The organism is Streptomyces sp. NPDC050263 (genome assembly GCF_040655955.1).
Classification (GTDB): domain Bacteria; phylum Actinomycetota; class Actinomycetes; order Streptomycetales; family Streptomycetaceae; genus Streptomyces.
On record NZ_JBFAKW010000062.1, the window covers coordinates 32,685 to 54,712 of the forward strand.

Below are 22,028 nucleotides of genomic sequence, written 5' to 3' on the forward strand. Positions count from 1 at the left end.
CCCGCACACTGAAGTCGAAGTCTGGTTGGTGAGCCATGGCTATTGAGCTGTCGCCCGAGATGCGGGCGTTCATGATGGTGGTGGCTGGCCAGCCGTTCCCCCAGGCGAACGAGGACCTGGCGGCGGCGAGTGAGCACGGCTTCAGGCAGTTGGCGGGGCAGTTGCGGGATTTCTCGGATCTGCTGCGGACGACGTCCGAGTACACGGCTCAGGCGTTGCCGGCGTCGGTGGGGCGGTCGTTTCTGACGGCGATTCGGTCGTTGACCGATGACGGTGGGGTGAATCATCTGCGGGAGTTCGCCGGGGAGATGGATGCGGTGGCGGACGGCAGACTCCGGATGGCTTTGGACATCACGGAGACGAAGTGGAGTATTTTCGCCGAGCTGGTGCGGCTGATCCTTGAGATCAAGATCCTTTTGTTGGTGGCGTTCTTCACCGGGGGGTCGGCGGCGAGCCAGGTGCCGCGGGCGACGGCGCGGAGCCGGGCGACGCTGCTGACGTATCTGGCCGTGATGTTGTCGCGGGCGCAGCAGTACTTGGGGCTGCTGACGGGGGCGGCGGACGAGGCGTTGCAGACGTTGATCGTGCGGTTGGCCCTGATGGTGGGGGGTCCGCGGGAGTACCGCCCGGATCATGTGGACTGGGGTGCGGTCGGGATGGGCGCCGCCTTCGGCGGGGTCGCCGGTTTCCTGGGCGGCGGGCTCGGTCTGATCACCCGCAACCTCCGCGACCTGGGCGATCCGGACGTGTTCAATGGCGGTGGGATCGACAGCCTGTTCCGCAACCCGCCCTCCGGGGGCCTGGGGCCGGTCAACGTCTTGCCATCGGCAGGCGGGAGGGGAAGCCGCGGACTGGGCAGCCATGCGGTGGACGTGGGCGACTCCTTCGTCGTCGACGGCCTCTCGGAGACCGTGGCCGAGGTTTTGGTCATGGGCGCGTTCGGCCAGGGGTTCGTGTGGAACTGGTCCACGTTCTGGAGCTCGGGCGTGATGTCCATGGTCGAGGGCGGCGCGGAACGGGGAGCGGAGAAGTTCGGCGCGTCCCTGCGCAACATCTTCGGCCCGTCCACCGTCAACACCGTTTCCGGGGACACCGTTTCCCGAGGCGGCGGATCGGCCTCGGGCGACCGTCCCCCACAGGCCGACACCGCCACGGCCGGCACGACCCTCGGGGGCGCCCCGGTCCGCGGCGCCGGCCGGGGCCAGACCCCTGGTACGACCGGTACCAGCGCGAACACCACCACCGGTACCGCGTCCGGCCGCACCCCTCTCCCCGGAGGCCAGACCACCCGCGACGACCGTGACCAGCTCCTGCACGCCCCAGACGGGACCCCTCACACTCCCGACGAGACGGTTCTCGACCCGGACGAGGCCACGGCCCCGGGCACGGCGGTGACGCCTCAGGGGCAGACCACCACGACCACCACGCCCGCTCCGCCCCGCGCGGGCGACCTTTCGGGACACGCGACGGGCACCCTCCGCACCACCTCGCCGGGGCCGGCATCCACGGCACCCGATACGACCGAGTCCCGTGCCACCGCAGGTGCCTCCGGCAGGGGGCCGCGCATCGAGACCCCTGCCGCCGCCCGTACCGAGGGACTGTCAGGAACCCGCACCGACTCCGCCTCCGGCGCCCGGGCAGAGAGCTCGCCCACCCGCCCCGAGACACCGGCAGCCGGCAGCCGCCCCGGGGCCGCCGACACCCGCACAGGCACCCGCGAGACCGCCGAGACCCTCTCCGGGACGGACGAGACCACCACGCCGCCCGCCGAGACGGACGACACCGCCGGGAACGCCACTGCCCCGGGCGCCCACGGGGCGGCCGGGACCGCAACGGGCGTACCTGGAAACTCCGCCACTCCCTCGGGCACAACCACCCAACCCGGCGGCGGACGCTCCGCCTCCGACACAGCGGATACCGCCGCCCGGCAGATCAGGACCGCCGCCCCAGACCGGACCGTTTCCCTCCCGTCGTCGGGGACAGGTGGGCGGGCCACCCAGCCCACCGCTCAGGCGGACACCACCGCGGCCGAGCCCGCACTCACCCGGCACGGCGAAACCCCAGAAGCGGCCGACGGCCTCCTGGCCCCCTCCGCCCTCAACCTGGTTTCCGTGTCTCCCGCCACACAGGCCTCCCCGGGCCGCGTGACGGACCGCCTCCCCACCGGCCCCGCCGGCGCTGTTCCCGCGGCGTCCGCGGACAGCGCCCCCACTGGCTCGGCCCGCAGCGCGGACGACCGGGGCGGTCTCCAGCGCTTCGTCGCCGACAGCACCCCCGGAACCGATCGTGAGCCCGGCAACGGTGGCGGCGGGGAGGACTCGCCCTGGGACCGTCTGTCGGCGGAGGACCGCAACGATCTGCTGAACGAGTTCTTCCTTTCCAAGCACGGACCTTCTCGCCTCGACGGTCTCTCCAAGAAGGAGATCGCAGCACAAGTGGCCCAGGCCTACGACGACCCGCGGATGAGGCCGATCGACTCCCAGCCCCTGAAGAGCCGGGCTCGGGGTATCCACCAGTTCATCGACTCCGGCCGTGTCTTCCCCCTGCTCGGAGGAGTCCCGGACCGCCCTGAGCGGCGGGGATCCCGCCGTGGGAACGGGCGCGACACGAGCACCGTGGGAAGCACACCGGGCGCTGGGACTTCTGCCGCGCCCGGCTCGCTGCCCGATGACCGGCACCCGACGCCCATGGACGTCGACGGGCAGGCCTCCGCCACCCCTTCTGATGATCGAGCCGAAGCCACCATGGGTGACCAGGCCAGACATCTGTGGCACCAGCCCCCGACCTACCAGCAGTCCTCCTGGACGGACGGAGCGCAGTTCGCCTCGCTCGAGCCGGCACACGTGAACGCAATCACCACCCAACTGGAACAAGGCGACAACATCACCCTCGAGGATGTCTGGCGGGGTATCTACCGGACCTACGGGCTCGCCCTCCCGCCAGAAGAAATTCTCCGAATTCACACACGTCACCACGCAGAGAAAGTCGCCGCCACCACACCGCAAAGATCCGACTTCGGTGACGAGGAAGTCGCCAAGTTCATCGTAAGTTTCTACAGCCGGAAAGAGAACAAGGGGAGAAAGGGAAGATTTCCCGCACAGGGCAGCACGGAGCCCTATGGCGGCGGGGATTTCAGAATCGGCAAATGGTTCGATAATCGGAAAAGGAGGCAGCAGGGGGTTGCCGGTTTCTCTCCCGTGCTTAAGAAGGCTTTGCAGGAGGTGGGATTCTCGGTTGCCCGACGCGACGACGGGAAATGGTATATAGAGGGTAATGCGGGTAATCCTGTGAGGCTTTCTCTTCGTGACGAGGAAGTCGCCAAGTTGATCGTAAGTTTCTATGACCGGGAAGAGAACAAGGGGAGAAAGGGGAGATTTCCCGCGCAGGGCGGCACGGAGCCCTATGGCGGCGGGGATTTCAGAATCGGCAATTGGTTCGATAATCGGAAAAGGAGGCAGCAGGGGGTTGCCGGTTTCTCTCCCGTGCTTAAGAAGGCTTTGCAGGAGGTGGGATTCTCGGTTGCCCAGCGCAACGACGGAAAATGGCACATCGAAGAAATGCTGCAGAACCCTGCTCCCGGTCTGGTTCCCGGGGAGGGCGCGCGTGCTGTGGGCGTCGGTCTGGTGCTGGGTGATGGGGAGAGGCAGGTGGTCGCTGAGCTGTTCGAGGTGGCTGATGATGTTGTAGAGCGGCCGGGGCCTCTGATGGATTTTATCGAGGTCTGGCGTGGGATGAACACGCAACTCGCCCCTGATAATACGGTGAGTCCTGATGAGGTGATAACGGCGTACTGGGTGTTGGGGCCCCTTTTTGCGGAAGTGGAGGTCGCGGCGGAATTTATCGGGGCCTGGCGTGAGATGAGTGCAGGGTCCGCCAATAATCGTCCGTTGAGTGAGGTGGAGGTCGAGACGGCTTACCGGGTGCTGAGCGCGGACGATTTCATGAACGTGGAGGCAGGGATTCAACTCGTCTGGACGTGGCGTGCGCTGGACGCTTTCTTGGGTGGGGTGAGTGCCGAGGAGGTGCAACGCGCTTATGAGGAGGCGGCCCAGGACCGACATTCCAGCTTGACCTGGGATCAGGTGGTGCGTCGAAGGCATGCCCCGGTGGTTCAGGAAGAGCAGACCTGGGATCAGGTGGCACCGGGCGAGGACGATTTTTACGCCCCCCACCCCAGGATTACTCCCGCGTCCACGCCCGACATCACAAATCCGGGCGTGCCCAGTCCTGCCCCGGAACGCGACGGCAGCCCCGCGGACAGCCTCTCCGGCCCGGGCCCGGACGGCGACTCCAAGGGCGTGGATCTCGCTCACGGGCAGGTTGACGAAACCGTGCCGCACGAGGACCCATCCGCAGGACCGGCCCACGGTTCTGCCCCGCACTATCCCGCGTCCGTCAATTCCGCATCGGCGGTGGCGGTGGCGGCGCGGCATGGTCTGCGGATGGGGGAGGTGCCAGGTGACGGAGACTGTTTCATGTCGTCGCTCGCACAGCTGCTGCCGCAGGTAGACGGACAGGTGTGGTCGGCTGGTGAGGTCCGGCGACAGATCGCCGAAGCACTTGTCGCGGATCTGCGGCAGCCTCCCGGGCAGCGCCAGCTGTGGCCGCATCTGGAGCCTGCGCTGGAGCAGCATGTGACGGAGTCGTTGGCCAGGCGTGCCAGTGGCACCGGTGCGGGAGAGCTTTCGTGGCAGGAGCGTATACAGGTCGCTGTTGCCGAGTTGCAGCTCAGCGGTGGTGTCACTGACAGTCACCGGCATGGGTTTGCGGAATTGATGGCCCGGCCCGGGGAATGGCAGAGCACCGCTGGTGACGTGGCCCCCGTGATCGCGGCGTTGCATTGGAATGTCCGGCTTCGCGTGGTGCAGGTCGCGGTCCCGGCGACTGGTGCGCCGGAGGAGTCGGTGTTCACCACCGGGCAGACCGGTCCGGTGATGCATCTGGTCCGGCAGTTCCAGGTACGAGAAGGACGGCCGATCGGTGAACACTGGTCCCCAGCCCGGCCCGACCGGAGTTTGGTCACCGGCCTGGACCGTGATGCACTCAACTGGTTGAGTGCTGACGATCTGCTGGTGCTGTGGGGCCAGGACCCGGTCACTGCCGAAGAGAACGAACACCTGCAAGCGCAGGCCGGCACCCGGGAGTTGACCCCGGTAGACCAGGCCACCGCCGTTATCGCCTGGCGGCAGACCACCTCACCCCTCCAGGCCGCGGGTCGGCCCCCGCTGACCCTGTGGGAAATCGGTTACGCCGCCGCAGATCCCGCCTACCTCCTGGCACCGGACACACCCCAACTGCCCGACTGGTTCGAGGGCCTCAACAAACTCATCGAATGGCGTCAGGTGAACGACGCCCTTGCCGACCTCGGCCATCACCCAGCCGACCTTCAAGAACTCGCACAGGCTCTCCGCTCAGGAACCCCGTACTACGCCCCCCGCGACATAGCCCACATCATCACCACTCACCGCACCACCTCCCTGCCACCCGAGCAGGACACCGGCATGCACCCCGCCACAGCACGGGACACCACAGGCAGCTCGATGACGTGGGACGCCCCAGCGCCGGTCGCGTGGGATCCGGCCCGGCCGGATGCGATGCTGCCGGAGGCCGAGGACGTGGCCACATCGGGGGGTTCCAACTCCGGCTTTGCTGCCGAGGAGGGCCAGGAACCGTCACCGGACGGTGTTGATGTGGCTGGTGTTGGCGTTGATGCTGATGCGGGCTTGGGGGTGGGGGGCGGTCAGGTCCGGGGGCAGGTTCCGGGAATGTCTGGTGGTGCTGTTGGGGCCTGGTATGTGGATGCTTCGATGGATGAGGCGAATGCGCTGTTTCTTCGCTTGCAGCCAGGCACTCAGAAGAGACTCTCGCCACAGCAGGTCGCACAGGACGTCGCTGCGGACCGCGACACCGGACCACACACTCCGGCCCACGCCACCCACCCAGCCCCCGCCAACGCCGACCCCGACGCTTACCAGGACCTCAGCCATGATGGCGGCCCCCCGGAGCAGTCTGGTACCCCCAGGGACATCACCATGGACGACTCGTTCGGGGGCCTGGCCATGGACGATGCCGCGCAGGTGAGCATGCTCCCGCCCGTGGCCATCCATGCTCCGCAGCTCCCCGACACCGGCGCCGATTGGGACCCCGTGCCTCTGACGGAGTGGCAGACCGCAGTGACAAGCCTGTACGAGGCAGTGGGGGAGGAGCGAGCCGGACAGATCGCGTCAGGGTCCGACGGCGTGTTCATGCCCGACAGCCAGGCCTTCGCCAACTTAGCCGCAGTCCTCCACCCCAACCTGACCAGGCACGACGTTCTCGACGTCATCGGGCTCTACACCGGATGGGACTTCTCCGACGTCGGCCAGACAAGCATGCCCACCTCGCGACTGGCATCCCTGGTCATGCAGGTCCGCCTCGTCCTCCAGGCCTCACCCCCCACCGGCACCATCACCGACACCGACATCCTGAGTATCGCCCGGGACGACATGTTCCTGTTTGAGGCGCCGGATCCCGCTCTCATAGCGGCCGTGCTGAGCGTCCTCCGCACTCCGCCCGCAGAACCGGCCGACCCGGAACAGACCGAACCCATCTGGCAGTTCGGCAGCCACATCGGCAGCCCGTTCATCGGAGGCGCCCGCACCGACGACGCCATGCGCAACGGCCTTGCCAGGGCACTCGCTGACGCCAAAGCCGCCACACCACCCAACCCACACCTCATCCAGCGCCTTGAGACAGCCCTCGGCGCCTGGACAGGTCCGATCACCACGGCCCGTGCGACGCCCGGCCCGAGTCCGCTCGGCCCACCTGCCCCCGCCCCTTCCGTCGACACCAGCTCGCCGGTCGCGGGGCAGCCCACGGATGACAATCCGCCGGCCCCACACGAGCCCACCCCCTTCGAGCCCGACGCCCAAGGCAGCCGTCAGCCCACCGCCGACGCCGAGCCCGTTGTCGATGAGTCAGCAGACATCCGCCGGGGCGTCGGCGACGAGCCGGCGTGGCAGCCGGTCGTCGACACCGAAGGGCCGGGCGTAGGGAAACTCCCCCGGCAGCACGTTCCTGGCACACCCTTCGTCAAAGCTGTCGCGGGCCCCACCGGGGCGGCCTCCGGTCTGAGGGACGAGAACCGGGCAGGCTTCCAGCGTTTCCTCGACGACAGCAACACCGCCGACGCGTCGGCGGCCCCGGAACGGCCCGGCGTCGGCCAGCGTCAGGCAACGCAGCGGGCCGCGGCACCGGAGCCGGCGGCGGTGGCTTTGCGGGATGCGGTGGCCAAGGCGATCGAGCAGGTAGCCCGGGATGCCGACGTGGAGGTGTCGGTCTTCGAATCCAGCCCGACCGTGCTCAATTGTGTGCTGCTTCTGGATGCCTTGGCCGGGGAGCTGTATCCGGCAGGGGACGACAGTGGCGGGCGTTTGTCGGCCCGTCACGCGATCCGGCCCGCGACCGCCCTGGACGACCTCGCGGTCGGGACACCTGGTACCGAGCAGCGTTTCGCCCGTGGTCCAGGCTGGGGCCGGGTGGGCTCGTGGGAGTCGCTCGTGGAGGCTGTGCGCGAGGCGGGCGTCGGGGCGACCGCTCTGATCCTTGTCCAGAGGCCGTCGGGAGCCGGACATGCCTTCGCGGTGCATCGTTCCGCCGACGGAGTGCACTGGATTGACCCGCAGGCTCCTGAGCGTGGCCTACGGGTTCGCACCGCGGGGCCCGGCACGGCGGCCGCTGGTGCGCGAGCCGTGGTCGTCGATGCGAGCGGGCGGGTGGTCGAGGACGCGTTGCGCCGCTGGCCGTCGGTGCCGCACACGGATGCCGAGGCCCTCCTCGATTCGCCGAAGACCCCCGACGAGTACGGTGCCATCGGCCTGGAGGTCGAGGATCTGCATCCGCTGGTCGGCGGAAACCTGGAATACGGCGCGCTCCTGGCACGGAACGTCCGCCACGGGCAGCAACTGGTAGTCGATCACGACGACTTCTACACTCTCAGTGACGGTCGGTGGTTCTATTCACGGCTGGACGCCGTCGATGCGGCGGGTGGCCAGGAGGAGCCGATAGCGAGGGAACTTCCCATCCCCGAGCTGGTGTCCCTGCCGCTCGGGGTTCTGCCCGGCGAATCGGGACGACTGTCCGGACATGACGGCATGGCTGCGCACGTGAGGACCCGTCACCTACTGCGCAGGACCGACGACGAGCGTCGCGAGATTCCCCTGGACGAGCTCCTGCCCGCGGGGGAGGGGTGGGATATCACCCCTGAGGGCCAGGAGGTGGTGGTCTACCCGTCACCGGCAGGGAAGTACCACGCCGCGTACACCCAGTTCACCGTCGGTGTCCCCATCGGTGGCGTAAGTCACCTGCTGGCGCTGGTGCAGGACCGACTCGCCCTGCCTTCCCTGACGAAGGCGGCGGCCGCGGCCAGCGATTTCGCCGACGATCTCACAGCGCGCTTCGCGTTCGAGCTGCTGGGCCGAGAGGTGCGGGCGGAGCAACTCCCCTACCTGTCCGGCGTCGCCGGTGTGGACGAGCTGCACGGCTACGCCTGGCTGATGTTCAGCCACGTGTCGGCGTCCCCCCTCCGTGAGCGGGTCTTCAGGCGCGGCCTGGTGAAGAACAGGCTCCCGGCGGCGCTGCGAAATCCCTTCCACGTGCTGCGCAGGTCGCTGAGCGGGCCTGTCAGGTCCTTCCTGCAAGACAACGAGAGCTTCATCGTCGAGCGGTTCCAGAGTGTTCTGCGCGAGACGGTCGCCGGTTACGCGGACGAAATGAAGGTATGGATCGACACACGAAACATCATGAACGGGACCACACATAAAAAGGTGCCGCACATGGACTATCTGGTCGCCACGATCCGCGGGGTGACGCGCCAAGGCGCCACGATCACTCAGTTCGACACGGTCGGCATGGAGGATTTCGCGGAGTTGGACACCAGCAACGGGAACGTACTGCCACTGGCACTGCTCGAGCTCAGGAACTTCATCCCCGACCACGCAAACCATCCGCGGCTTACGGATTCGCACCTGATGGACGACAAATCCGTCAGGGCTGTGTTCGACGAGCTCGCTGCGGCCACGAACCACGCGTACCGCATGGCCGAGCGATTTCAGAGCGGCAGCGGCGGACTCGCTCCGGCCACCGCGGCCGCCATCCTCGACCAGAGCCTGGTGCAGAGGATGGCATGGCTCCTCCCGGAGCTCGGGAAACTGACGGCGCCCGGTCCCTCGGGGACGTTCCAGCCGCTGATGTCCCGGCCTGAACGTCAGATGATCGCGGACGCGATCACCCAGCACATCATGGGCACACCGCTGCCTCCACGGCTCTGGCAGCGGCTCCGCGGCGTCCGCGACACGCTGTACCAGGCCGAGATCGCGCAGGGGATATCAGCGGACGTCCGGTCGCATGTCGTGACGGCCCGGGCCGAGATGGACGCGGTGCTGGGTGTCCCCCAACAGCAGCCGACCGCTTTGTCCGCCGCACCGGCCCCGGCAGCCGAGTCGCACGCTCCACAGGGGCGACAGCCCTACATCGGTATGGCGAACACGGACGACTCCTTGGTCCCCGGTCTGCTCGCCGTACTGCGGGAGGCTCTCGAAAAGAACGCGCCAGCCGAGCGCCTGGCCACCCTGACCCGGCAACTCGGCACCTACGAGCACGTCATGCCCCCAGCTCGGCTTGAGGAGTTCACACGCCTCCGGGATCAAACAGCCAAAAAATCGGGCCATGAGGGAGAGACAGACACCAGACCGCGAGATACCGAGGCCGCGAACGCTGCCGACGCGACAGACCCGGAGGCCGTGCCGTCCGCTGCTCGCATCGATGTCGCAGCCGGGCCGGAGTTGACGGACGACCTGCGGGAACGCCTGCGCGGGGGCTTTCTCGCCGACGTCCGGGTGACGAGGAGCGAAGCGCCGCCGGCGGATCCCCCTGGTGGGCAGCCGGCACCGACGGAGTCCGGGCTCTCCACCGGTCAGCGCCAGGCAGCACAGCGCGCCGCAGCACCGGAGCCTGCGGCTCCGGGCGGGGTGGATCAGCCGGACGCCGCCACGGCACAGCCGCGCCAGGTGGACGAGCCCATGTCGTCCCTTCCCGCCGACGGTCAGGCGGTCGCGGAGCCAAAGGACATGACGACGGCGCTTCCCACCGTGGAGCACGTGCCGTCCCGGACAGCGACACCCATGGCGCAGCCCGAGACCGCCACCGCCCACATCGTCGTTTCCGAGGACACCCGTCTGCCAGAGCCGGTCGGCGAGCGGCAGCCGGGGGACGGCCCCGTGCCGGTGCCGGTGCCGGTGACGCGGGGTGCGCAGGACGGCGCGGACTTCGTGGAGGACTCGCTGCTCCGCAAGGTCACAGATGCGGGGGGCGGGGCTGCCACAGGTACCCACGCCGGCACTAGCGCCCCGGCGGGCCCGGAACCGATTCCGCAGGACCGACCCGGTCAAACGGCTCCCGAAACCCCGGCCCGGCAGCCCCTGACGGAGGAGGACCTGCCGCTTGAGCTGCGTGAGCTGCTCACTTCCCCGGGGGTCCTGGCCGTACAGGTGGCCTACTCGGACGTGGCAGACCTGCCCCTCGATCTCGGCGCCAGCGCTCAGGCGCAGCTGGCGGCAACGACGACGGTGCGGGAGCTCGGGCTGAGCCTCCTGGGCACCCACCATCTGGCAACGCGCCGTCCGGAGCTCTTCCCCATGGTGGCGGCAATGCCGAACGGCCCCGGGGGCCGCAGTACCGCACCGGAACCGGACACCGCCCCGACCGCCGACGCCCTGAGGGAACCGGCCGTCCCGGCGAACGACGTGCCGTCGCATACCCGGGGGCGGCTCACGCCGATACCGGAGCAGCCTGCGTCTGGGCCCGATGGTGAGGGCCTGGCCCAGGGCCGGGGGATCCTCACTCCGCCGACACCGGGGGATGCCGGGGCGGAGCGTGCTGAGCCGGCGGCCGTGGTGCGGGATGCACGGGATGCAGCTGACGGCGGCGTGAGGACCCCGCCGCGCAACGGCAAGGGGCGCGCAGATTCGATGGATGCCCCGGTGGAGCCGAAGCCCGTGAGGTATGCGGAGGATGTGAAGGAGGCGTCTGCGGCGGTGGCGGAGGCGCGGCGCGCGTTGGCCGCTGCCGGGCAGTGGCGGGAGGAGGAAGCGCTTCGCCGGGAGGAGGGCGTCGGTACCTCGTCCGATGCCGGCGGTGAGGGTGTGGCACGGGCAGACACGTTGTCCCGAGCGGCCGGGGAGGCTTTGGTCCGCGCGGAGCTCCGCTGGTCCCAGGCGACGGTCGGCGCCCCGTCGGAGGACGCGAGGGACGCCGAGGCGGAATCCGCAACGGAGACCGGGCCCGCTGCCGAGTCCGACACGGAGTCGGAGAACTCCTCCGGCACCACGGAGCAGGGCGTCGTGGCGCCCGCCGTGGACCGGGACGAGTCCGGACCACAGCCGCAGCAACCGCCCGGGGGCCCGCCGGAGGCAGCGTGGGCACCGTCCGCCGGTCCCGTGCGGCGGCGGTCGAGCCCGGCCGTGGCGCGGTTCGGCCGCGAGGGGGTGACGGGAATGATGACGTTCGTCGGACCGGTGCCCCAACAGACCATCACCTGGCTGCGGGACCAGGTGATCAGCGAGGTCGAGGGCGCCACCGGCCGGGACCAGGCGCTGCGCACGCACGTTGGCGCCGTCCTCAACGAACAGGCCTTGAGCGCTGAATGGGCACGTCTGCTCAGTGACAGCGGTCTGCCGGTCATGGTGCCGCACAGAGGCCGGGAGCGGTACGTCGTCCTTCGGCTGTCGCTCTCTGACCCGGAACCCGCAGATCCGGGCATCGAGCAGATGCCGGACGGGCCACCCGTCAACACGCAGCGCTTCGTGTTCGCCGCCACCGAGCCGGGTGAGCTCGTCAACGTCAGCGATCTCCGGACAGTGCCCGTGGAGTACGCGCGCACCGTGTCGGCCACGAACGAGGGCGTGTTCAGGAGGGTGACGCTCACCCCTCGTATCCAGTTCGTCTACAACCAGATGACGACCGGCATGTCCACGTCGGCGACCACGCAGCCGATGACGGTCATACGCAACGCCGAACGGACGTGGCCGTTCGCGTACCGGATGGGATGGACGGTCAAGGTGACGGAGAGCCTCAGCGAGGCGTTGGCCTACACACAGCAGTGGACGCCACCCGTACCGGCGCCGGACGGGGACGTGGGCGTGGCCGGGGACCGGCTCACCGTGTGGTTCCCCCAGCACCTCGTCGACACGGACGGCACCGATGCGGCTGCGCGGGGCTCCAAGGATCCGGCCCGGCAGGCGGCAGACCTGGACACGCTGGTGAACTCCGTACCGCTGCTCGCCGTGGAGAACGTGCCCAACGCCGGGACTCTCCTCAACAACCTGCTGAACTCGATCCCGCTTCTGAAAACGCTCTCCGAGAACTCGCTTCACCAGTTGTCGCAGTTCTTCGGGGAGACCTCGCTGCGGGCCAACCTGCCCCTCATGTACGGCGGGGGCCACATGTCGCCGACGCTGTACACGAAGAGCCGTTCCGTCCTCGGCGTGCTGCAGGTCAAGGCGGTTCTGTTCGACCGCGCTGTGATAGGACCGTCCACTCAGAAGTCGTCGCTGGAACCGTTTGTCGTCCGCTCGGTGCGAACGGTCGGCAGCGCATCCGTGAGCAACGCGGCGAGCTTCTCCCTCGCGGTAACGCTCGCCCTGGGCACCGGTGCGCTCGACCCGGTCACGGGGGTCGAGCCGAGGGGCGCCACCGTGACGGGACAGGGCGGTGTCCAGCATCAGTTCGCCCACACCCTGCAGTCGGGCGGCTCGACCAAGGTCGCGCGTACGCTGCGTACCAAGGAGCCCTTGCTCCAGACGAGCGCCATGGTGAAGTTCGAAGTCGCTCTGATCCGTCCGGAAGGCCCGAGGCGTGCTCTTGAGGCCACCAACCAGTCACAGCTCAAGGCCGAGGTCAACCACTCGGTGGTGCTGCGAGTCCCCTCCGCGGCCACGGTCCCGGTTCAGTCCGAGCCGCAGAAGCGCCATCTCCCCCCAGAGCTCCTGCACCTGCGGTCCGTCGGAGCATCCGCCGTACCGACGAAGGTGGACGGCGCCGATGGCCTCTTCGAGGTTCTCGAGGCCTGGCTCGGTGACCAAGGCTTCCTGCCGCCCGCCGAGGCCTTGTCCGCGAGACCGTTCCTCACGGAAGAAGCCCTGCACACACAGCGGTTGAGCAACCTGCGGGAACTGAACCTCGTCCGCTCCGATCCTGCGCTGCGCGCCGGGTTCGACGAGATGGTCCAGGGCGGTCAGCGGATGCGGTTCAAGCTGCCCACGGCCACGGACACCCAGTGGGTCTCCGTACGGATCACCGCCGAGCGCCGAGACCTGGGCGCGGTGGACGGCGGCGTTGTCCACCAGCAGGCGCTCGAGGCCGTTCAGACCATGAACGTCACGGGCATCGCCACTTCCGGCGAGGAACAGTTCAACCACAGCCCCCTCTCCCTCAGCGGGCGCGGTGAGATCTCGCTGACGAACCCGCTGAACGCCGTGGGCGACCGCGAGTTGCAGGGCGCTACCGCCGAATACGGCTACACGCGGCAGCCTTCGGTGGTGACGGGTGCGAAATCGGGAACGGCGAGCGACTACATCGTGGTCAGTCCCATGGCCGACGGAACGCAGATCTTCAAGGTTCCGGTCACCTACCGAATGGAGATCTCGTGGAGCCACGGTGCGGTACCTCCGCCGTGGTCCGGGGACGGCTCGGTGTTCCTGGCCGTGCCCACCTATCGCACCCTGGCAGAGGCCCACACCGCCGTACCGCTGCCGCCTCCCGGTCCACGGCGGATCACCCCGGAGGACGCAGACGGTCCCGCAGGCGCGGTACGGATGCCCGTGACGGCGATGCCCGACCGTGTGGAAGGCGGTCACGCCGTCCACCGGGCCGTCAACGAGATGCTGGAGTCCCTCGCGGCAAAGGCGAGGCAGTCGCAGGAACAGGCCGCGGCGGTGCTCAGGCCCGCCATGCCCGGCGGCTTTCCCGATGAGCCCGCCGCTGACGGAGCACAAGTGTCCGCCGCTGACGAAGAGCAAGTTCCCCGCGCCGATGTACCGCAAGGGCCCGGCGCTGATGTACCGCAAGTTCCCGCCGCCGACGGAGCGCAAGTGCCTGCCGCACCCACGGGGACCGCCGCCGCACAGGCTGATCCGCCGTCGGGCGCCAGTCCGTTGAACTCCGGCCTCGGGTTGCTGCACTGGGCCGCGGACCAGGCCGGCGGCGCCCTCCGGCGGACCAGGCGGCTGATGGTGGGAGAGGACGAACGGGCTGCGGAGAGCATGGCGCAGGAGGTCTTCGCAGCGGCCTTCTCGCCGCTCCACATGCTCAACCACGCTCCCCGGCTCTTCCGAGACTCGTACGTGGTGGAAGGTGCGGGTACGTCGGGTGTCCTGGCCGGGACGGACATCATGGTGGAGGTCCGGGGCCGGCTGACCGACCTCAGACGGCTGTCCGCGCCGAGCGCGATGTACATGGAACGCGAAATAGGAGCCGTGGACGGCGCCACGCACACCGTCAACGACAACCGCAGGCACGAGTACGGTGTCGGGCTGGCGGCCGAGTACGGCGGTACGTCACGGAGGTTGGTCCCGTCCGGCAAACTGGTGGGGCAACGCCAGAGCACACAGAGCGACACGACGGCCGACGTCACGACCGCGAATCGGATCACGACCGAGGACGGCGTCGTCCCGCACCGCTTCAGCGCCAAGGCCACCTACGAGGTCACCGTGCGGGTGGGATCGCGCAACGTGGTGTGGACGACGGCGTTTCCCGAGGGCACGGCCGAGGACGCCAGGATCGTGGAGGTGCCGGACGCCGTGGAGTTGCTGCTGACCGACAACGATCTGCTCGAATACCCCGAGTTCAAGGTGGCGGGCACCCCGGAGCTGCCCGAGCGGCCGGAGAAGGACCGTCTGCTGCCGGCATGGTTCAGGCAGCAGAACAGGTCCATGGGCTTCGGCGTGGTGATGCAGGTCGACCCGTCCCCTGCCGCCCCGTCCCCCGCCACCGTTGCCGCCGGAGTCGCCGCAGGGGACGGAACCGCCGTCGGCCGGCGCGACGGAGGCTCGTTCCAGCACGTGATCAGAGGCGCCGTCGAGGGGATCGCTCCGGGCGTGACCAGGCCCGGAAGCCCCGTGTACCTGCCCGGCGTGCTGTCCGTCATCAACGACCACGGCACCGGCTACGGGATGAACGCCATCGCCCACGCGGGCCCGGAGGCCCGGACCTCCTTCCACTTCGTCTACCGCTCGTGGCTCGGCCCCAAGCTCGTCTCGGTGACACTGAACGCGCGGCCCGACGACGACCTGCCCAAAGCCACAGGCCGGTTCGCTCTGAGCGGCGCGGGTATCGAGACCATGTACAACCGGAACAACGGCGAGGGCTCCTTGCTCCCTGTGCCGGGGTCGACCCGGCACGCGCTGACCATTGCGAGGGGCGTTCTGGCGGAGTTCACACCGATGGGCCGGCTGGGTGACCACCGCGTCAGACCGGCCTTCGCCGTGAACCGGCTCAGCGAGGGCACGGAGGCCGTCACCTCCTCCCGCGAACGAAGGAGCTACCAGCGCAGCTCCGGTGACACCACCGAGTTCGTCCTCCGATACAAGTACACCGTGTCCGTCCGATCGCGGTTCCTGACGGAGGCGTTGATCGTCCGGCTTCCGCTGCTGGCGGTCCAGGGGCTGGGAAGTCTCGGACACGCGCTGACCGGGGCTGAGGCGGGGCAACAACTGCAGTTGCTGACGCAGGGGGCGACACAGACGGACGACCCCACTTGGTCGGCGCAGGTGAGGATCCGGTTCAACGGCTCCGAGACGCCCCGGGTGGGTGAGGGGGCACCGACACGACCCGATGCTGTGAAGGGCCCGTTGCAAGCCGGGCTCTACACCGACGACCCGACGGCGGCGCCGGAGCCGTCGACGCCGTCCGATGCTGTTGCCGTCGAAATGGGTGTGCCCGTGGCGACGCGGACATTGCTGCACGGCACGCCGACGTGGTTGCCGACGAGGCCCTTCGGCGTCTACGACTTCGACGGTACGACGCATTTCGCGATGGCGTTGCGCGAAGTGGACCACGCACTCGGCTCCGAGGTGGAGACCTCGACGTCGTTGGAGGGCATGCTCATCCGGCTGGGCCTTATCGCCGCGACCGGCTTGGACACCCCCCTGTCACCGGCAGCCACGGCTCCGTTCCTGGGCCGGCAGGGTACCGCCGGAACCTCGGTGAAGATCAGGCTCTACGCCCCGCAGAGCCTGTCCCACAGCGTGGACACCGCCATCGACCGGGTGGAGATCCCCATCGACGGAGCGTCCACGGAGGCCACACTCACCATCGGTCCGTCGCTGACGGTCTCCCCCAACCTCGGTCTGGGCGGCGCCGGTACGGACCGGCTCGGGCTCCCGGGACCGATTGCCGGTGAGCTGGTGACCGCGGGACAGTCGGTCACGTTCAGCTCGGGACAGCGCGGAATCCTGCGGTTCGGCACCACGGCGGCCGGTGCCGAACAGGGCGCGATCGGCCACGTGGTGTCGGCCGTCGCCGTCTTCACGGTCAGCGGTCCGGACGGCATCCGCTATGTCGTCGGCAACATGATCTTCCGGACCACTGAGACGCCGCCCGGTCAGGACTCTGCGGGCGAACAGCCGCAACAGGCCGGCCCGGCGCCTCAGTCCGACCCCCCGCAGGAACCGGAACGCACTGAGCAGGCCGAGCAGGGGCCGGCGGATGCGGGAGACGCACCGCGTGGTGCCCTGCCCGGATGAAGGGTGTGGCAGGCGCTCGGGGCTCAACTTGACGCTGAACCGGGGCAGACCTCCGGCGGTGCGGGGGACCGCCTCGCCGACGTCCTCCGCCGGACGCTGTGGCAGTCCCTCGTGGCGGCGGGCTGCCTCGGGCCACGCGACGAGCGCCGGAAGCGACGTCGTTACCGCCGACGTACATGTAGCAAGCCGTCGTGCGTGAAACACAGCAGAGTGGACGGCAACGGCCCACGACGAGTGCTCCCCAGGGGTGCGGCAACGCTCGTATCGATGGCCCATCGGAACCAGCTGAGTGCTCAAAGGGGAAAGTGCTGCTTCCTGATCGTTCTGTCCTTGCCATCGGGCGCCGTTCGGTCCGCGGCCGCTCCACTACGGTTCTTCACAGGCGGGCTCGCCCTTCCCCCCCCGTGTTGAGCGAGCCCGCGTCGACCTCCCCCGACGCGCCCCGGTCGGGGCCGGCTCCACCGCCTCGCGGGCGTCCAGGACGAGGTGGATCGCACCGCTGCGGAACAGCAGACGCCCCGGCGGGTCGGCGCGTAGACCACCTTGGGCGTCTTGTCGGGATCGGACGGCATCCACACAGCTGACCAGTCCACATTTCACATGAGGAGCACGGATGTCCGCGGACACCTCGACAGCCTCTGCCGCGTCACCCGAGGCAGCCGCGCCGGAAGCGATCGCACGTACGTCCGCCGAAGGCGGCTCCGCGGTGGTCTCGTCGCGCGGGAGGAACTCCCAGCAGTCCACGTCCGGGCCGGACCGGGCCGAGCCCGCCTCCGGCGACCCCGTCTCGCCGGCCCCCGAATCCGCGACGCCGGACCATACGACGCCGGACCGCGGGGAACCCGACACCGCCGCATCCGCCGCGGACCCTGCTGCCGCGGATGTCGAGGCGGATCCCGGCCTCGGGGAACCCGCCCGGCGCGGCAGGCGCTTCTTCGCCCTGGGCCTCCGCCGCCACGCGGCCGACCCCGCGACGGAAGCCGGCACCGCCGCCGCCGCGGAAGCCGCCGAGGAGCGGGAGGCCGAAGCTGTGGCCCGGACGGCGTCGGCGGAGGAAACGGCGGTCGCCGTGGCTGCCGGCGCTTCGGCCGCCGGGGACCAGATGTCCCCGGAGACCAGGGACGACGCGGGCCGTGTCAGGAAGAGCCTCCTTTCCGGCGCCGCCATCGCCGGTGTCGCCCTGCTCGCCGTACCGTTCCTGGTCAGCGGGGGCGGTGACGACACCCGAGGCACCTCGGCAGCACCGACGGACGGCACGGTCCTCAGCGGAGGTGCGGACGGCGGCGCCCCGGCCGACCTCGGCTCCGCCGCACCCACCCGGAATGGCGCGCGAGGCACCGCCGGCACCGCTGGGGGAGTGGGCGCGGGGAGCCCGAGTCCCTCCGACAGTCCCGGTAGCGCGCCCGGAGGCGAGAAGGCACCGGGCGGCCAGAAACCTGCCGCGGACGGGAGTTCCGCCCCGTCGGCGTCCACGACGGCCCGCAGGGACGTGTCGGGATCCGGTTCCTCGCCCGCGGCGAACGCGCAGTCCGGATCGACTACCGCCCCGGCGGTCGCCGCCGCCGGGGTGTCCGTGTTCAGCCACGCCTCGAACCGCTGCATCATGGTGAGCGGCGGCACGAGCCGGGACGGTGCCCCCCTCCAGATCCGGGACTGCAATGGCTCCGCCGCCCAGAAGTGGCAGTTCAAGTCAGACGGGACGGTCCGCTCCATGGGGAAGTGCATGGACGTGGCCTGGGGTTCCACGCAGAACGGCGCCGTGATCCAGCTGGCGAACTGCAACGGTGGGTCGGCCCAGCAGTTCCGGCTGAACGCCGCCCACGACCTGGTCAACCCGCGGGCCGACAGGTGCGTGGATGTCCAGGGCCTGAGGACCGCCAACGGCACGGGGCTCCAGTTGTGGGACTGCGCCGGCACCGACAACCAGAAGTGGAGCAAGCGTTGACCACTGGCAGGCTCTCGCTGGGTCGCACAGGTGCCGGGGGTCGGCGAAGGGCTCTGCACGGACCGAGGCCGACGTGTCCCCTCGGCTGCACCAAGTCGTCCTTGCGCAACGGCGCGGCGTGAACGCGCTGGACTTCTCGAAACGTACAGCGCCAGGTCGATACGGCCGGACACGAAGGGCGTCTGACGGCGATCTCGGCGTCGAGTCCGGATCACCTCAAGGGCGGGGGTGCCCCTCCTGGAACTCCTCAAGGGCCTCTGTGAGGGCAGCAGTCGGTGCGAGATCGCAGGCGGCGCGGAGGGCGGCCGACAGGAAGGTGATCCAGACGCCGACCAGTGCTTCGATGTCGAAGGGACGGCCGGTCCTGAGCCAGAGAAGTGCCGTTTCATCGCAGGCGGCGCCGAAGCCTCGCATGGACAGCTGGAGCGCCGGCTCGTCGGCGTCGAGGCCGAGCAGTTCGCAGATCGCGCCGGCCCCCTCCCGGCGTGTCGCCTCGAAGGACTCCCAGGCCAGGTCGCCGGTCTCCGCGCGGCGCAGGATCAGGTTCAGGGCGGCATCCTCGTTCTCGGCCAGGAATTGCAGATGAGCGGCGAGATGCCTGCGCAGGCGTTCGACGGCCGGCCCGTGGGGGCTGATCTCCGTGGCCGCGCGAAGCCGGCGGTCCACCTCGCGCACGGCTTCCGCGTAGAGGCTCTCCTTGCCGTTGAAGTGGTGGGAGAGAAGTCCGTGGGCGACCCCGGCCGAACGGGCGATGTCCCCGACGGTCACCTCCGCGTACGGGCGCTGGGAAAAGTTCGCCAACGCGGCACGCAGCAACTTCTGGCGGGTCTCCTGGGCTGCCAGTTGCCGCTGGGTCGGTGGCTTGCCTGTGACGGGCTGGGGCACGTCTGATCCTTCCCGGCGGGTCGACTTGTCCTGCTCCCAGCGTATTCCAAGATCACCTGCCGAATCCCGGCCGGTCGTCGAGAAACGATTTGGTTGATTGTCATTCAATGACTTACGATCAATCAAGTGGCGAGGTGCGTCCGTTCGACGAGAGAGCGGAGGGAGCGGGAGAAGGCCCGAGGAGACGCAACCGCAGCGGTCACCGCACCCGTGCTTCGCCCGTCGACGACACCGCTGGAAAGGATCACAGCATGGCTCTCAACCTGCCGCTCCCGGACAAGGACGACCCCGTATGGACGGCTGCCAATGGGTTCATCGTCCGCGAGAACGGGGGCGTCGTCCGACTCACCGGGCATGAGACGTTCGCGGTCAAGGTCACGGGAGAACAGACCGACGGTGCCTTCGCCTTCATGGACGGTCTCATCGAGGCCGACCACGGCAACGTTCCGCACATCCACTCGAAGGAGGATGAAGCCTTCTACGTGGCGTCCGGGGAGTTCGAGTTCATCAACGGAAACGAGAAGATCACCGCCGGCACCGGCGACTTCGTGTACATCCCCAAGGGCACGCGCCACGCCTTCAAGAACACCGGCTCGGAGCCGGCCAGGCTCCTCGTCTTCTACACGCCCGCCGGGCCCGAGTCCTTCTTCCTGGCCCACGGCGAGACGGACCGCAATCCGGAGCCTTGGCCGGACGAGAAGTTCAACGAACTGGTGGACATCCTGGGCGCCCACAACATAGTGCTCCTTCCGTCCGACCACGACTGGGACTGAGTCGCGGCAAGCGCTCCGCCCGGATGCGTCCGCCGAATCGGCTGTCGCCGGCCTCGCCCTCACATGTCGCGGGTGAGGCCGGCGACGGCCCGGCGCGTACCCAGGCGTCGCGGAATCGACCTGTCCATGGGCGAACTCGTTGACGGTGCCCTCCACTCCGGAGCGGACCGCATGCCGGGCCCTGCCAGGCGGGCCTCTGCTGTTCGGCGCGGACGCGGACGTGCAGGTCGCGGAGTTCTCGTGGGGGGAAAGCCCACGCTCCGGGCGCCTTCGCGGGATGTTGTGCACCGGGCGCGGACCGGACACGGCCGGCACCGGCCCTTGGTGAACCGCGCCGGCACCTGGCGCCGGTGCCCATGGCCCGCTTCCGCGGTTGTCGCGCGAGCCCGGTCCGGTGATGTCTGGGCGACAACGGAACAGGCCTGCGGACAGCTCGCCCGTCACGTCGGCCGACGGACCCGTGATCCCTGGGACGTCGTCGTGACGACCAGCCCGGGAAGCCGGCCGCGCGGAGCCGTGGTATCGGCATCGCCCGCTACGGGCCGTGCCGTCATCACGCCTTCCAGCTCTGCCGCTGTGCTTTCGTCGAGCCACTTGGTGTGGTCGATGCCGGCCCCCGCAGGGCGCTGCTCAGTGGGCTCCCGGGGAAACAACTCGCGCATCAGTACGACGGGCCGCCGCCCTTCCGTGACCTGCAGCACTTTGAAACGAGTGCCGGGAGAGAAGACGAGCCGGTCGGGGTCGTCCTGGTCAACGGTGCCCAGGTGACGCCCGGTCAGCGACCACACCAGGAACCCCGGGCCGCCCCCGCTCCGTGCGGCTGCCGCAGTCGAAGCGGTCCAGAAGCCCCAATCGACCACGAATCGGTTTTGGCGAAACCAATCCGCCACCAATCCAACCGTGCCGGCTTGCACCATCGCGGGACCTCGGTAATACGGCAGTTTACGCAGACCTGATGCCACGCAACGGGCGAGCGGCAAATGCGCACCGTTCGCCCCTTCGAGTATCGCTTGGTCGAGCCACATCCATTCCTCGGCCAGGTACAGACGGACGGCAGCCAGGTCGGCGAGCACGCCGACTCGATTGTTGCGAGAACCACCCCAAGTACTTGCGGACTGTGGAAGCGTCCGTGCCATGAGCGTCATTGCTTGCCGATATTGCTGACCGTACATATTCCACAGCAGGACCCGGTCAAGGGCGATGCCTCGTCCGGCCGTCGGGCTGATCCAGGCAACGGACCGTGGGGCCGGTTGCACCCGTACCTCGGCACCGCCCGGCATCCGCCGAGGCAGTACTGCCGGACCTGGGGCCGAGCTCGCGTTCACGTCCATCGCGTCGATTCTTCCTGAAAAGAGTGGTGGCGCGGCCTGCGTCGGTGGCGCCTTCCCCGAATGTAGGAACAGCCGGCGGACCCAGGCAGAGCGGCGGGCTGGCAACGGCGCGAAAGGGCGTCTGGACCTGCCCGTCTGTGCTCGATTCCGCGGAGCCCCCTCATGCAGTCGGTGTCGGGGGGCTTGGCATCGATTTCCCGTGGAAGCATTCCCGGGCTCGGCGGGCAGGGCGGTTGCAAGTTCCGGGATCGCGTAGATCGTCTGCGTCCGGCGGGAGTTGACGCAGCAACAGCACAGGCACGAGACCGGTGATCAT

5 protein-coding genes are annotated in these 22,028 nt (G+C 69.1%); 3 read left to right on the forward strand and 2 right to left on the reverse strand.

Annotation, left to right across the window (positions count from 1 at the left end; translation table 11 throughout):
• Window positions 1–35: 35 nt before the first annotated feature.
• On the forward strand, window positions 36–16,778 hold the full coding sequence (locus AB0J04_RS25850; RefSeq protein WP_363170928.1) for a toxin glutamine deamidase domain-containing protein: 16,743 nt from the start codon (window positions 36–38) through the stop codon (window positions 16,776–16,778).
• A gap of 613 nt (window positions 16,779–17,391) precedes the next feature.
• Window positions 17,392–18,723 carry a ricin-type beta-trefoil lectin domain protein gene (locus tag AB0J04_RS25855; RefSeq protein ID WP_363170929.1) on the forward strand — a complete coding sequence of 444 codons (1,332 nt, stop codon included), beginning with the start codon at window positions 17,392–17,394 and terminating at the stop codon, window positions 18,721–18,723.
• Between the two features lie 216 nt (window positions 18,724–18,939).
• On the opposite strand, the gene AB0J04_RS25860 is transcribed toward AB0J04_RS25855, so the two are convergent.
• A complete protein-coding gene (locus AB0J04_RS25860) occupies window positions 18,940–19,608 on the reverse strand; it encodes a TetR family transcriptional regulator (RefSeq protein WP_363170930.1) in 669 nt (222 codons plus the stop codon).
• Window positions 19,609–19,859: 251 nt separating this feature from the next.
• Between AB0J04_RS25860 and AB0J04_RS25865 the strand changes: the two genes are divergently transcribed.
• Window positions 19,860–20,381 carry a cupin domain-containing protein gene (locus AB0J04_RS25865; protein ID WP_363170931.1) on the forward strand — a complete coding sequence of 174 codons (522 nt, stop codon included), beginning with the start codon at window positions 19,860–19,862 and terminating at the stop codon, window positions 20,379–20,381.
• A gap of 440 nt (window positions 20,382–20,821) precedes the next feature.
• Here the strand turns inward: AB0J04_RS25865 and AB0J04_RS25870 are convergent, their stop codons facing one another.
• Complete coding sequence (locus AB0J04_RS25870; protein WP_363170932.1) at window positions 20,822–21,454, reverse strand: hypothetical protein; 633 nt, start codon at window positions 21,452–21,454, stop codon at window positions 20,822–20,824.
• Window positions 21,455–22,028 lie beyond the last annotated feature (574 nt).

Bases quoted from the DNA above. Each gene is read 5' to 3' on its own strand.
- AB0J04_RS25865 (WP_363170931.1), top strand. From the start codon at position 19,860: ATGGCTCTCAACCTGCCGCTCCCGGACAAGGACGACCCCGTATGGACG.
- AB0J04_RS25850 (WP_363170928.1), top strand. From the start codon at position 36: ATGGCTATTGAGCTGTCGCCCGAGATGCGGGCGTTCATGATGGTGGTG.
- AB0J04_RS25855 (WP_363170929.1), top strand. From the start codon at position 17,392: ATGTCCGCGGACACCTCGACAGCCTCTGCCGCGTCACCCGAGGCAGCC.